The organism is Azospirillum cavernae, from assembly GCF_003590795.1.
Lineage (GTDB): Bacteria > Pseudomonadota > Alphaproteobacteria > Azospirillales > Azospirillaceae > Azospirillum > Azospirillum cavernae.
In genome coordinates this window covers 1,390,165-1,404,399 of record NZ_QYUL01000001.1, presented here as the reverse complement: position 1 = coordinate 1,404,399, position 14,235 = coordinate 1,390,165, and the positions used below count along the sequence as shown (strand labels likewise).

Below are 14,235 nucleotides of genomic sequence, written 5' to 3'. Positions count from 1 at the left end.
CCGGCGGTTTGGGGAGGCTACACTGATGGACATGAAAGTCCTTGTCATTGAAGACGACCAGCAGGCCGCCAGCTACCTCGCCAAGGGGTTGAAGGAGGCCGGGCATGTGGTCGACGTCGCCAACGACGGCAAAGAGGGTCTCTATCTGGCCGGGGGCGAGCATTACGACGTGATGGTCGTCGACCGCATGCTGCCGGGGCGCGACGGGCTGTCGCTGGTCCAGGTGCTGCGGGCGGCGGGCAACGACACGCCGGTGCTGTTCCTGTCGGCGCTGGGCAGCGTCGAGGATCGGGTGAAGGGGCTGAAGGCGGGGGGCGACGATTACCTGACCAAGCCCTTCGCCTTTTCCGAACTGCTGGCGCGGATCGAGGTTCTGGTCCGCCGTCGCGGCGCGGCGCAACCGCAAACCAAGCTGGCCGTCGCCGATCTGGAGCTGGATTTGCTGGCGCGCGGGGTCAAGCGCGCGGGCAAACCCATCGAGCTGTTGCCGCGCGAGTTCGCCCTGTTGGAATACATGATGCGCAACGCGGGCAGCGTGGTGACGCGCACCATGATGCTGGAAAATGTCTGGGATTATCATTTCGACCCGCAAACCAACGTCATCGACGTCCACATCGCCCGGCTGCGTCAGAAGATCGACAAGGACTTTCCGACGCCCTTGATCCACACCGTGCGCGGGGCGGGGTACAGCCTGCGGGCGGCTTCGTGACGGCGGCGGCCCCGGGGGATTGCGCGGTCAAGCCGGGGCGGATCAAGCAATGCGTGGCGGCGGCGGCGCGGATGCTGCGCACGACCGCCGTCCGCCTGTCGGCCCTGTATCTTGCGCTGTTCGTCGGCTCGGTCGTGCTGATCCTGGTCGTCGTCTACCGCACCACCGCCGGTTTCCTCACCGAGGAGATCGGCGAAACGGTGGCGCTGGAGGTCGGGGCGTTCCAGGACCATTACACCAAATACGGCTTGCCCGGTCTGGTCGATCTGGTGCGCGGGCGCAGCGCGGTGGTCAACAACAACGCGATTTATCTGCTGACCACGCCGACCGGCGCGGTTCTGGCGGGCAACCTGTCGCGCTGGCCCGACGTGGCGCTGAGCGACACCGGCTGGATCCATTTCAAGGTGGCCGACACCAGCGGCGTCAGCAACCGCCCGTCCACCGCGCAGGCGATGACCTTCACCCTGCCGGGGCATTTCCGTTTGCTGGTCGGGCGCGACATGAGCGAGTTGGACCAGTTGAGCGACCGCATGGTGCGTTCGCTGGGCTGGATCATCGCCGCCACGGCGATGCTGGGCTTGGGCGGCGGGCTGTTGGTCAGCCGGGGGGCCATGCGGCGGATCGAGGCGATCAACCGCACCACCCGCCAGATCATGGCGGGCGACCTCAGCGACCGGGTGCCGCGCTTTGGCGGCGGCGACGAGATCGACCGTCTGGCGGGCAACCTCAACGCCATGCTGGACCGCCTCGAACGGCTGATGACCGGCATGCGGCAGGTGACGGACAGCGTCGCCCATGACCTGCGCACGCCCTTGACCCGCCTGCGCTCCCGCATCGAACTGGCGCTGATCCACGACACCGACGACGCCGAGGTCTATCGCGGCGTCTTGCAGGACAGCATTGGCGAGGCCGACCGGCTGATCGCCACCTTCACCGCCCTGCTGTCCATCGCCGAGGCGGAATCCGGGGCCAAGCGCAGCGACTTTACGGCGATCGATCTGGTCGATGTGGTCCAACTCGCCGCCGATTTGTATGAGCCGGTGGCCGAGGAGCGCGGCCAGCGTCTGGCGATGGAGATCGCCGAGGGGGTGGCGCCCCAGACGGTCGTCGTGCGCGGCAATGGCCAGTTGCTGGCGCAGGCGGTGTCCAACCTGCTCGACAACGCCATCAAATACACGCCGGAGGGGGGAACCATCACCCTGCGGCTGGACGGGGCCGCCGCCGGGCAGGCGGCGCGGGTGACGGTCGCCGACAACGGCCCCGGCGTTCCGGCGGAGGAGCGGCCCAAGGTGCTGCAACGCTTCGTGCGGCTGGACGCGGCGCGCGCGTCGCCCGGCAACGGTCTGGGCCTCAGTCTGGTGGACGCGGTGGCCTCGCTGCACGGGGCGCGGCTGGAGCTGTCGGACAATCAGCCGGGCTTGCGCGTCGCCCTGGTCTTTCCCGCCGACGCCAAAAGCTGAGGGGCCAAAAACTGATGACAGAAAGAAGGCCCGCCGTTTCCGGCGGGCCGTCAAGTCATCAGCGAGATGACCGCAAATCCTTGCGTCACTCGAAACCCATATGGGGATGAATCCCGTCCGCGCCAACTGGCCGCTTCGCCTATGCGCCTTTACGCCGTCTTGACCTTTGGCGAAGTGGCGGAGCGCAAGGGCAGCTCGACCAGGAACAGCGTCATCACAAAGGACAGGGCCGCCAACCCGGCGGCCAGCAGGAACAGCGTGGCGAAGCCATGCTCCAGCGTCGCCAGCACCCCGGCTTTCACCGCGTCGGGCAGCCCGACCAGGGCCGAGGCGCCATGCTCCAGCACCGCGCGGCCCGACAGTCCGGCCCCGCTCAGCCGATCCGACACGGCGGCGTTGAAGACCGCGCCGAACACCGCGACGCCGACCGACCCGCCCAGCGAGCGGAAAAACCCGACCGAGGCGGTCGCCGCCCCCAGATCGCGGTGCGGAACCGCGTTCTGCACGGCCACCGTCATCACCGGCATGACCAGCCCCAGCCCAAAGCCCAGCGGCACCAGGATCACGGTGGACCACAGCCCATCGCCCGCCACCTGCGGCAGCAGCCCCAGCGCCAGATACATGGCGGCGGACAGGGCCAGCCCGACCAGCGGGTAAATCTTGTAACGCCCGGTCTTGGCGATCAACCGCCCGCCGCCGACCGCGCCAAAGGTCATGCCCAGCACCATCGGCAGCAGCAGCAGGCCCGACGCCGTGGCGCTGGTCCCCTGCACCAGTTGCAGATGCAGCGGCAGAAAGACGATCCCGGCGAACAGCACCATCGCCGACACCGCCACCACCGGGTTGGCGACGGCGACCACCGGCAGGCGGAACAGATGCAGCGGCAAAATCGGCTCCGCCGTCCGCCCCTCGTGCCACAGGAAGGCGGCGAGCAGGACGACGCCCAACCCGGCCAGCCCCAGACACAGCGGCGAGGTCCATTCCAAACCGGGCGAGCCGCCGCGCGTCGCCACCACCAGCAGGCCCGTGACCGCGCCGGTCAGCAGCAGCGCCCCCACCAGGTCGATGGTCGGCTTCGACCGGCCAACCGCCAGACGGCCCAGCGCCCGCCGCGTCATCACCAGCGCCGCCGCCCCGATGGGCAGGTTGATGAGGAAGATCCAATGCCAGCCGATGGTTTCGGTGAAGATCCCGCCCAACAGCGGCCCGGCGACGCTGGCCAGCGCGAAGACGCCGCCGATCATCCCCTGATAACGCCCGCGTTCGCGCGGGGCGACGACGTCGCCGATGATGGTGAAGGCCAACGACATCAAGCCGCCGCCGCCCAACCCCTGCACCGCGCGGAACAGGATGAGCTGAGTCATGCTCTGCGCCGCCGCGCACAGCACCGACCCGGCGAGAAACAGCAAAATCGCGACGTCCAGCACCCGCTTGCGGCCATAAAGGTCCGACAGCTTGCCATAAATCGGCGTGGTCGTCGTCGAGGCCAGCAGATAGGCCGTGACCACCCAGGGCAGCATGTCCAACCCGCCCAACTGGCCGGCCATGGTCGGCAAGGCCGTCGCCACGATGGTCTGATCCATCGCCGCCATCAGCATGGCCAAGGCCACGCCGCTGAAGACGTTGACGATCTCCTTGTGGGAGAAAACCGGCGGGGCGGCGTCGGCTGGCGTGGTGGTCGGGGTGGCGGGCATGATCGGCGTCTCAAGCTCTGGCAATCCGCAGGCGGCCACACCATACGCCTGGAACGATTCCACGCAACAGCCGATCGCGCCCGCCGCGCCGGAAAGGCCGATGGGGGAGGGGGACGTCCTCCCGCCGGAACGCTCGGAGTCCGCCGCCGCCGGGCCGGTCCTGTTCCAAACGGGGGGCGTCGTGGAACGCGCGACGGCCGGTTTGCTGGGGCGACCGAGGCTTTGGGGCGGGCGAATGGAACGTTTGAAACACCGTGCAACAGTTTTCCCAACCCTGGACCGCCCCCCATCTTTGAGACGTCGATAAAATGTTCCGGCATGGTCATGCCACCAGGGCCGGGCGGCCGCCCGGCCCTGGTGGCGGCGATTTTTCCTCGAACTCGACCGGCGGGCTGTAAGCGAGGGCCGAGTGGAGACGTTGTCGATTGTACGCCTCGTCGATGAAACGGTCGATGCAAGCGCGCGCTTGGGCGATGTCGGCGTAGCTGCGGCCATCGACTTCTTCGGTCTTGAGCGTCTTCATGAAGCTTTCAGCCATGGCGTTGTCGTAAGGGCAGCCCACGCGGCTCATGCTTGGCTGGACGCCGTGGGCCTCCAGACGCTCGATGTAGGCCCGGCAGGCGTACTGGACGCCACGATCGGAGTGGTGAACCATCGGTCCCGTTCCCCGCGCGGCCAAGGCGCCGTCCAGCGCCTCCAGCGCCAGTTCCGCGCGCAGATGGTCGGCCAACGCCCAACCGATCACCCGGCGGGACCAAGCGTCCAGCACCACCGCCAGATAGGCGAACTCCCCGCCCAGCCGGACATAGGTGATGTCGGCCACCCACAGCTGGTTCGGCCCGCTCAACGCCAGGCGGCGCGCCAGGTTGGGCCAAACCGGAAAGTCATGACGGCTGTCCGTCGTCGTCGGCGCGAACGCCGCCCGCCGCAGGCTCAGCAGATTGTCCTCCCGCATCAGCCTCAGCACCCGCTTGTGGTTCGCCAGCCGCCCCTCACGGCGCAGCAGCGCCGTGATCCGCCGATAACCGTAATGCCGATGCGCCAACGCCAAGCGCTGGATCGCGTCGCGCAGGTCCGTCTCCTCCGCCCTCGGAGCGCGCTCCCGCCAATGCCGGTAGAAACCGGCCCGGCTCACCTGGGCCAAGCCGCACATCCGCTCCACCGAAAGCCTGCCTTGCCGCTGCGTCATCGCCTGGATGGCGGCGTAGACGCCCTCTCGCCAGCCGCGTTCATCGACCGGCGCGACTCCTCGACCCGCTGCAAGGCTTCGCTGAAAAAATCCAATTCCAGTTGTTGACGCGCGACCGTCCGCTCAAGCGCCGACACCCAGGCGCGCGCCTCCGGCCCAAGCTGAGCCAAAGCAGCTTCCGACGGCGCGCCGGGAGCAGGAACCTCCGGCGCCGTTCCCTCAACCGCCCCTGACCGCCGATAGCCACGCTGACGACCGGGAGCGCGCTCCAACCCAGCCTCCCCATCGCGAGCAAAAGACGCCCGCCAGCGGTAAATTTGCGAACGGAACACACCACTTTCTCGTTCGAGGTCCGTCACCCGCTCGCCAGCCTCAAGCCGACGAACCAGAGAAACCTTGAACTCAACACTTCGCTTCTCTCCCATCCGTCCTCTCCCAAAGAGAGCCGGAACACTTTAGCAGAGTCTCAAAATTGGGGGGCATTCCAACCCTGTTCAACTTGTTCCATTGGCCCGGCCATCGACGGGGCGACCGGGGCGCGGACAGGATCGGATGGCGGGTTGGGAGCGGCGGGCATGGCGGGAACTCCGCGTGGAAACAGGTCATCATTCCTAACGCGCCCCGAAGCCCTCGACAACGACGCGCGGAACATCCCCGCGCCGCCATCGCCATCGCCATCGCCATCGCCCTCGCCCGCCACGCGGGAGAGGGAGGGGACCCGCCGCAGGCGGGGAGGGTGAGGGGTCGCTCAAGCGTCCCGAACCGCATGGCTCCTCGCCAACCCCCTCACCCTTCCCATGCTCCGCATAGGCCCCTTCCCTCTCCCGGGGGGAGAGGGAGACGCGCCGACGGTCAGCTTTGCGGCGCTTCTTCGCGCAGTCGGGCGAGTTGCTGACGCGCGGTATCGGCGTGTGGGCTTTCGATGGCGACGAAGATCGCCAACGCCTGTTCGGTCAAGGTGATGGCGGTGGCAACATCGCCGATTTGGGCGTGAGCGTTTGCGAGTCTGAGGAGGATGCCTCCCTCCACGCGCTGCTCCCCGATCTCGCGCGCAATTTCGAGCGCCTGCTGATAAAGTTTGGTGGCGTGCTCTGTCTCACCCAAAGCGGAGTGGGTGTCGCCGAAATTGCTAAGCAGGATGCTTTCGCCACGCCTGTAGCCGATCTCCCGCGCGATATCTTGAGATTCTCTGTAATAATTGAGTGCAAGAAACGTGTCGCCGATATCTGCAAAGGATCGGCCAATATTGGCCAGTTGGATTGCCTTTCCAAGCTGGCAGCTAATATTGTGTGTGGTATCCGTGATCTGCTGATATAGCTTGAGAGCTTGTTGATAGTGCTTGATGGCGCTTTGTGAATCGCCCAAGCTTGCGTAGCGTTTTCCGAGGCTGCCAAGGCAAATTGCTTCACCATGCGGATCACCAATTCTATGGAACATATCCAGTGCGCATCGGTGGAGTTCAATGGCACGCTGCGTCTTGCCCACATCGGCGTAGGCGTCACCAAGACTTTCGATATTTCTGGCAGCAAGGCGTAGGTTGCCCATCTGGTGAGCAGCAGCATTGGCGGCGGTAAACCAAACGATCCTCACTCGTGGATGAAGGCGAATATCAAGGATGAAATTGCCGACGCTGGGGAGCTGCGCGGCGACCTGTTGCGCCGTTGAGTTGCTTTCCGCACGGTTGATGGCCCAGGCGGCGGCGGTGGCGATGTTGCGGGCCTCAGCGTCGTAACGGGCCAACCCGGCGGAAACCCCGTCATGGCCACGCCGATACAGGTCGTCGGCTTTCGCCAACACCCCCATGAAATGCATCGCAAACCGCCCCTCCGCCGCCGTGAGGCGGTTGGTGGCTCCCGGTGACGGGTCGGTGGCGGGATCGCGCTCGAACAGGCTGCGGGCCAGCGGGCGCATCAAATCGTGCAGGCGGTAGCGGCGCGTCGTCTCATCGAACAGCAGCAGGGAGCGGGCGAGCAGGCCGCGCAGGACTCGCGCGGCGCTGTCGGCGGACTCCTCCCACAGCGCCGCCGCCGCCGCGCGGTCGAAATCGGCGGGGAAGACGCTCAAGATTTGCCAGCGGGCGGCTAGGACGGGGTCTTGGGCGACCAGACGGCGCAGGCTGTGGCTCAACACGGCGGCGACGTTGGCGCTGGCGTCGCCGTCCAGGGTCAGACGGTGGGGGCGGGTGGCCTCGTCCGCCAATTCGGCGAGGTAGCCGGGCAGGGTCAGATCCTCGGCGGTGGCCAGCACCGACCCGGCGACGCGCAGGGCCAGCGGCAGGAGTCCGCAGCGGTCCGCCAAGCGGCGCCAGTCGGCGTCCTTCCCCGCCGCCGTCGGGGCCAGGGCGCGCAGCAGTTCCACCGACTCGTCCAACGGCAACAGGTCGAGCCGCAGTTCTGTGCAACCCTCAGGTTTTACCAGCTCCCGCGCGGTGATGAGCGCGCCGCAGTGGGGCGGCGGAATCAGGTCGCGGATCTGGTCGGTGTCGGCGGCGTTGTCCAGCAAGATCAACACCCGTTTGCCGGTCAGCGTGTCGCGGTAGATGGCGCGGGCCTGCGCCACGTCGTCCAGTGGCGGCAAGGTGGGGGTGAAGGCGCGGATCACCCGCTGCATCGCGTCAATTGGCGTTGTGGGCGCGCCGACGCCGTGGCCGTTGAGATCGACGACGATCTGCCCATCGGGGTAACGGTGGGTCAAGCGCCGGGCGGCGTGCTGGGCCAGCGTGGTCTTGCCCACGCCGCCCATGCCGCGCAACGCCGTGATGGCCACGGTCGCGCCGCTGTCGCGGTCCAACGCCGTCGTCAACGCCAGCAACTCCGCCGCCCGTCCGGTGAATTCCGGCAAGTCTCCCGGCAATTGGCGGAGCGCGCTGGGCGGGGCGGGTGGGGGAGGGAGGTTGACGTTGGTGGTGATGGTTGAATCACGGACGGTTTGGGCCGCGACCGAGCCATGACCCGACGCCGTCGTTTCCCCCGTCATGGTCAGCGCCCGACGTTGGTGGTGATGGTCGAGCCGGACAGGCTCCCGCCAACCGCCACCGATCCGGCCCCCGACGCTGTGACTGTGTTCCCCGCTTTGCCGTCGTTCAGCGTGTGGGCGACCTGTTGCAGCAGGGTGGCGTTGGTGGCGAGCAGGGCGATGATTTGGCCCTTCAGCGCGTCGTGCAGGGCCGCGTCGTCGGGGTTGGTCGCCACGGCTTGGGCGGCGGCGATCATCGGGCCGCTGGCGGGCGCGCCGCTCAACAGGCCCCAGATTGTTTTGCCCTTGGCAAGGGTGGCGGCGACGGCGGTTTTGCCGATGTCCTTCGCTCCGCCATCCAGAATGGCGGGCAACAGCGGGGGGAGCAGCGCGGCGGCTTCGGCGGCGGCTTGGATGACGTCCATGCGGTTTTCCCCTGGCGCGATGTTCCCGTGTGGGTGGCATCGTAGCAGGGGGAGGCTGCGGATTGGAGAGGAAAGGGCGTCGCGCGGTTCCCCCTCCCTAACCCTCCCCCGCTGACGCGGGAGAGATGGGGAGGGGGCCTGTGGATTTCTGCCGCGCGCCGACTAGCGCAGCCCGACCGGCGGCATCGCCGCGCGGACGCCGGTTTGGTCGCGCAAGGGGAACAGCGCGCTCAGCAGCGGGCGGAGGGGGCGGCGGCGGACAGGGCGCCGATCAGTTCGCCCTTGCCGCCGGACAGCAGATCCAGCAGCTCGTCGGCGACGGATTTCGGCGGCGGGTAGGGGGCGAGCGTCACCTCGGCGTCGGCTTCCAGACCGGCGGCGGCGCGGGCCAGGGTCAGCGCCTCTTCCTGGCCGCCGAGATCGTCGATCAGGCCAAGCTCGCGGGCTTGCGCGCCGGTCCACACGCGGCCCTTGGCGGCGGCGCGGGTCTGGTCGGGGGTCAGGCGCCGGGCCTCGGCCACCCGTTCCAGGAAGCTGGCGTAGGTGGAGTCGATGATGGCGGTCATCCGGTCTTCTTCGCTGGGCGAGAAGGGGTGCATGGTGGACCACATGCCGGCGTTGCGCGCCGCCGGAACCCGGTCCCAGCGGACGCCCAGCTTTTCCGACAGGCCGCCGAAGCTCATCTTGCCCGCCACCACGCCGATGGAGCCGGTGAGGCTGGCGGGGGAGGCGACGATGCGGTCGGCGGCCAGCGCGATCCAATAGCCGCCCGACGCGGCGGCGTCGCCCATGCTGGCGATCACCGGCTTGCCGCGCTGGCGCGCCTTCAGCAGGGCGCGGCGAATCGCCTCCGACGCCGACACCGATCCGCCGCCGCTGTCGATGCGGAACAGGATGGCGCGCACGTCGGGATCGTCGGCGGCGTCCTCGATGGCGCGCACCACGGTGTCGGACCCGGCGTTCATCTCGCCGAGGGTCGGGCGCTCGCTCTTGCCGCCGGTGATGGTGCCGACGACGTGGATCAGCGCCACGGTGGGGCCGTTGTCGTGCGGGCCGCCCGCCACGGTCAGGTAATCGGCGAGATCCACCAGTTCGGCGTCTTGCCCGGCGCGTTGCAGGGCGGCGTCGCGCGCCTCGTCGGCGTAGCCGATGCGGTCGATCAGCTTGAGGTCCAGCGCCTCGCGGTCGAGCAGCGGCGCGCGCTCCATCGCCGCGCGGACCCCGGCGGGGGGCAGGCGGCGGCCCTTGGCGACGCCGTCCACCAATTGGTTGGTCAGGTCGCCGATCAACCCTTGCAGCATCTCGCGGTTGGCCGGAGTCATGCTGGTCTGGGTGAAGGTTTCGGAGAAGCTTTTGTACTCCTCCCGGTGCATCAACTGCGGCTGGACGCCCAGCAGGTCGAGCGCGCCGCGCGCGAAGGGAACCTCCGCCGACAGGCCGGTCAGCCCGACCATGCCCAGCGGTTGCAGCCAGACGTCGTCAAAGGCGCTGGCCAGCAGAAAGGCGCGGTTGCCCGACCCGCCGTCGCCGTAGCTTTCGGCGTAGGCGACGGCGAAGCGGCCCGACGCGCGGAAACGGTCGATGGCGGCCCGCAGCTCTTGGGTTTGGGCGAAGCCGATCTGGTCGCCGCCCAGACGGGCCAGCACCCCCTTGACCCGAGGATCCTTGCGCCCGCGCTCCAGCGCGTCGAGCACGTCGCGCAAGCTGGCGTCGTGGCCCAGCAGCCCGCCCAACCGATCCTCGCCGCCCTCGCCCAGGCTGTGGGTGAGGTCCAGATCCAGCACGACGCCGCGCGGCAGGCTGGGTTGGTGGCGAATCGCCAGAAACGCGCCGCCGACCAGGGCGGCCACAACCAGCAGGCCGATGGTGGCGAACAGGCGGGTGAAGAACCTCAACATCCAGGCGGCTCCGGTCGGTTGCGCGGGATCGGTCGCGCGGGTGGCGTGGCGTCAACGGTCCAGCTTGTGGTACTCGTGGTTGGGCAGCATGTCCACCGCCGTCGCCATCCGGTTGGACATGTTGTAAAAGGCCGCCGTGTCGGCGACGTCGAAGATCTCCTCCGCCGTGAGGCCGACGGCGCGGAGCGCGGCGCGGTCATCCTCCCCGACGCTCCACGGCTCCTTCGTCATTGTCCAGGCGAAATCCAGCATGGCGCGCTGGCGCGGCGGCAGCGGGGCGACGCGGTAATTGGCCGCCAGCATCTCGCCCAATTCGGGATCGCCCGACAGCTTGCGCACCGCCTGCCCATGGGCGACCAGACAGTAATAGCAATGGTTGGCCGACGAGACGACGACGGCGATCATCTCGCGTTCCAGCTTCGACAGGCCGCTCTCGCCCAGCATCAGCTCGTTGTAGAACTGGGCGAAGGTCCGCAGTTTCTTTTGGCGCAGGCTGTAGGCTTGCAGGACGTTCGGCACGAATCCCAGCTTTTCCGTGCATTTGTCGAACAGCGCGCGCAGGTCCTCGTCCAGCGTGGCGGGATCGGGAACGGGCAGGGCCATGACGTGATCGGGCTGCGGCATCGGGCGTTTCCTTTGGTTTGGTTGGTTGCGGAGGACGGTAGCGCCGACGGGCGGGGAAGGCAAAGCGTGGTTGGCGCGGGGGGCCAGGATCATGGCGCCGGTCGTTCCGCCGTGTTAATCGTCGCCGATGATCGCGCCATCCCGTTTGATTGCTGAACCCCGCAGCGGCGGCTGGGCCGCGCTTGGACTGTTCCGTCGATTGCGGAACTCCGGCCCGTCCGCCGCGCTGACCGGAATCATCGCGGCGCTCGCCCTGTTCGTGGCGCTTGTGTTGGCCAATCGGGCGACGTTGGTTGGCGAGGTTGTGCTGGTTGGCGATTACGCCTCCGACCTTTTGCAAACCCAGCGCGCCGAACATGGGTGGCTGTTGGTTGGGCATTACAACACCTATTGGTGCAATCACCCGGGGCCATTCTTTTTGTATGTGCGCCTGCTGGGCCAGTGGCTGGTTGGTGGGTGGACCGGATCCGTGTTCGGCGCGCAGTTGATCGGCGTGATGGCGGGCAACGCGCTGTTCCTTGGCCTGTTTGTCGGGCTTGCGCATGGTTTGGCCCGGCGGGTCGGGGCGGACAATTGGCGGGCGGCGGCGGCGGTGAGCGTCAGTCTTTTGCTGATTCTCGCGCAGCTTTCCGTCCAGTCGGGCGGTGGTGAATCTCTGCTTGCCGTCTTTTGGATGCCTCACGTTCTGGTGGCGCCGTTTCTAGCCTTTCTCATCGCCGTGGCGATGACGCTTCTTGGCTCCGGCGCCGGTTTGATGGTGGCGAGCTTTTGTTTGGCGGCGTTGGTTCATGGTTACATTCCGATGCCGATGATCGCCGGGCCAATCTGGCTTTTGGCGGTTCTGCTGGGCGCGTGGAATCGGCGTCGGCAGGGTGTGGGGGGCTTTCCCCGCCCGGTGTGGATCGGCGTTGGCGTCGTCGGGCTGGTGTTCGCGCTGCCGCCGGTCCTGGATCTCTGGCTTTATCCGCCGGGGAATCTGTTTCGGATTCTCGCCGCCGCCGCCAAAAGCCGCGAAGAGGCGCCGCTGTTGTCTGTGTTCGAGGTCGTCAGACTGTTGAAGGCGCAGTGGGCGCGAGTCAATTCCTGGCTGTGGTTGGTGATGCTCGTCGGGTTGCTCGGCAGTCTGGCGGCGGGGCGTGGCCGGTCGATTTGGGCGGCGGTTTTTTTGACTGTGTTTTTTGCCAGCGCCACCTCGGCGCTGACGTTTTTGGCGACGGTGGGGCCGCCTTCCGATTACACGGCGAAGTATTTCATCGCGGCAGCCCTCCTGCCGATCAGCGTTGGCGGGCTTTTGCTGACCGTTGAACTGGGACGTCGCCGTCGGGGGTTGGATTGGGTCGCCGCCGGTTTGGGGCTGTTGATTCTGGCCGGAACAGCAAGTCTGCACAACCCCTACAGGATGCGCAGCGAAATGCAGGTTGTGAGTTGGTTGCTCACCCAGGCCATCGCCGCCGAAACCCCACCTGAAACGCAGGTGCAATTGGATGCGGAGCCGCCAGATCCAACGCTATGGCGGGCTGGGGACGAGAGTGGCAGGATTGCGTCGCTTCTTTCCGGCATTCTGCTGGGCCTCGATCATTTCTCCATGTCCAGTTGCTATCGAAACCCGGTGATGGATTTTTACGTCACCCCTTATCGTATTTGTTCGCAATCGCCGTCACGGCGAATCAAAGCCTATCATATGGCGCTGACGCCTTGCCCTGCCGAACCGCCCCAGACCTTTGAACGGATCGGGGAGGGGGTTGTTTTTCGGATTTCCTGGCGGATGAAAGAAAGCCGTTGTCTGGCCTTTGCGCCGATTCCGTAGGGGGTGATGTGGGGGCGGATGGGCGCGTGATTGGGTTGTGCGGCGCGTTCGTTGTTCTATGATCGGGGGGGCAAGCGGCGCAGATCAACCCCGCGCGTCATCCTCCAGCCGTTCGAGCGTTCTTATGGCCGACATCGCCAAGCCATCGCCGCCTGAGTTGAAGACTCTGAAACCGGCGCTGCCGGACGTGTGGGATCTGGCGAAGCTGGAGGCGTCGGTCAACTCCACCAGCCAGCGGGCGGTGACGCAGTGGTTGGCCTATCTGTCGCTGTGGGCCTATCTGTTCTTCACCACCCTGTCGATCACCGACCGCGCCCTGATCCTGCTGACCCCGATCAAGCTGCCGTTGATCGGGGTGGAGTTGGGTTTGCAGGCGTTTTTCTGGTCCGGGCCGCCGCTGTTTTTGGTGTTTCACCTGTATCTGGTGCGCAAAATCACCGTGCTGGCGCGCGACGTGGGATTCTACCGCGCGGCGATCCAACGCTTTGTCCCCAGCGAGGAGGCGCGGGAACCGCTGTACCGCCGCCTGGACGCCTTTTTCCTGACCCGGTTGTTGGGGCCACGTCTTTGCGGACGGGACTACACTTGACCCAAGCTGGAAACCGCCTTGGCGCAGATCGGGACGTGGCTCATGCAGATCGAGCGCACCATTGCTTGGCTCAACCGCAATCGCCGCCTCGACAAGGGCTTTGAGGCAACCATCGAAAATGCCGGCGCTTAGATTTTCGTGGCCAGTATCAAAATACCCTCAAGGCTGGTGGATCAGGCGTAATTACAGCCATACCGATTCTGGGTTTGACTCTTGCAGATAGATGAATTGGGCAATATACCATCATTTTCGATCGTTATTTATTCACCAATAAGCAATCTCCTTAAAGTTTCGCCAATCGTCTCGTCATTCCTTTGGTGAGATATGACGAAATTGTATGTCTCTATATCCGCATTAATCGTCATTCTTGTAGGATTGTTAACGCTTGTTCTTAAGTTATAAAGGGCTTTAGTTATTTCATCGATTGGAAATCCGGTAAGAGCCGCAATTTGATCTGGGCTAGTCCCCTCTCTCCTCATTCTTCTGACCAAATCTATTTGAGGGTCGGTGAGATCTATTTCTGGACGCAGAGATTTTGTTCTTGGGTTGGCATCATATGTACCGCCTTCATTGTTTGTCATAAGACTGCTCCATAATTTGAAAATATAGTTTCCAGAAAATCAACTCAAGAGTCCACAAATCTTTTTGTTTGCTTGGTGCTGCGCATACTATTGTATGTCGTTCTGTTATTTCAGGGACTTCACCTCTTCGATTCGGGATTCCTTATGGTCTGATAAGTGGGGGTTATGATACGGCTCCTAAATTCTTTTCGGCTCAGAATATTAGAGAACCCTGGATTTCAGCCTTCGCGAGGATGATGGAAAATACCATTAGAGCGCCGTGCCTAAAATGTGAAACAGCACGGCGCTCTTCTAAGCTTTGATT

11 protein-coding genes and 1 pseudogene are annotated in these 14,235 nt (G+C 65.6%); 4 read left to right on the top strand and 8 right to left on the bottom strand.

Annotation, left to right across the window (positions count from 1 at the left end):
- Positions 1-31: 31 nt before the first annotated feature.
- Both D3877_RS06480 and D3877_RS06475 read left to right on the top strand, forming a co-directional pair.
- The gene (locus tag D3877_RS06480; protein WP_119830828.1) at positions 32-709 is read left to right on the top strand and encodes a winged helix-turn-helix domain-containing protein; all 678 of its coding nucleotides are present in this window, start codon (positions 32-34) and stop codon (positions 707-709) included.
- The gene (locus D3877_RS06475; RefSeq protein WP_238474756.1) at positions 706-2,169 is read left to right on the top strand and encodes a HAMP domain-containing sensor histidine kinase; all 1,464 of its coding nucleotides are present in this window, start codon (positions 706-708) and stop codon (positions 2,167-2,169) included. The genes D3877_RS06480 and D3877_RS06475 overlap by 4 nt, the downstream gene beginning before the upstream one ends.
- Positions 2,170-2,318: 149 nt before the next feature.
- Here D3877_RS06475 and D3877_RS06470 read toward each other — a convergent pair whose 3' ends face one another.
- The 7 genes from D3877_RS06470 to D3877_RS06445 form a co-directional block, all read right to left on the bottom strand.
- Positions 2,319-3,863, bottom strand: a complete 1,545-nt coding sequence (locus D3877_RS06470; protein WP_119830826.1) for an MDR family MFS transporter — start codon at positions 3,861-3,863, stop codon at positions 2,319-2,321.
- Between the two features lie 322 nt (positions 3,864-4,185).
- Entirely contained in the window at positions 4,186-5,052 is an 867-nt protein-coding gene (locus D3877_RS06465) for an IS3 family transposase (RefSeq protein ID WP_119829861.1), read from the bottom strand.
- Positions 5,049-5,477, bottom strand: a complete 429-nt coding sequence (locus tag D3877_RS06460; RefSeq protein WP_119828928.1) for a helix-turn-helix domain-containing protein — start codon at positions 5,475-5,477, stop codon at positions 5,049-5,051. The genes D3877_RS06465 and D3877_RS06460 overlap by 4 nt, the downstream gene beginning before the upstream one ends.
- A gap of 427 nt (positions 5,478-5,904) precedes the next feature.
- Positions 5,905-7,893 carry a tetratricopeptide repeat protein gene (locus D3877_RS06455; RefSeq protein WP_158599795.1) on the bottom strand — a complete coding sequence of 663 codons (1,989 nt, stop codon included), beginning with the start codon at positions 7,891-7,893 and terminating at the stop codon, positions 5,905-5,907.
- Positions 7,894-8,030: 137 nt separating this feature from the next.
- Positions 8,031-8,432 (bottom strand): hypothetical protein, encoded by a 402-nt coding sequence (locus D3877_RS29755; protein WP_158599794.1) that lies wholly within the window; start codon positions 8,430-8,432, stop codon positions 8,031-8,033.
- A gap of 230 nt (positions 8,433-8,662) precedes the next feature.
- On the bottom strand, positions 8,663-10,330 hold the full coding sequence (gene sppA, locus D3877_RS06450) for a signal peptide peptidase SppA (RefSeq protein WP_238474755.1): 1,668 nt from the start codon (positions 10,328-10,330) through the stop codon (positions 8,663-8,665).
- A gap of 51 nt (positions 10,331-10,381) precedes the next feature.
- Positions 10,382-10,954, bottom strand: a complete 573-nt coding sequence (locus D3877_RS06445; protein ID WP_119829859.1) for a peroxidase-related enzyme — start codon at positions 10,952-10,954, stop codon at positions 10,382-10,384.
- A 127-nt stretch (positions 10,955-11,081) separates the two neighbouring features.
- Here D3877_RS06445 and D3877_RS06440 point away from each other — a divergent pair, with 127 nt between their 5' ends.
- Complete coding sequence (locus D3877_RS06440; protein WP_119829858.1) at positions 11,082-12,761, top strand: hypothetical protein; 1,680 nt, start codon at positions 11,082-11,084, stop codon at positions 12,759-12,761.
- 560 nt (positions 12,762-13,321) lie between these two features.
- Positions 13,322-13,482, top strand: a pseudogene (locus tag D3877_RS06435) (IS5/IS1182 family transposase); the annotation flags it as partial.
- A 128-nt stretch (positions 13,483-13,610) separates the two neighbouring features.
- Here D3877_RS06435 and D3877_RS29310 read toward each other — a convergent pair.
- Positions 13,611-13,931, bottom strand: a complete 321-nt coding sequence (locus tag D3877_RS29310; protein WP_147395094.1) for a hypothetical protein — start codon at positions 13,929-13,931, stop codon at positions 13,611-13,613.
- Positions 13,932-14,235: the final 304 nt, after the last annotated feature.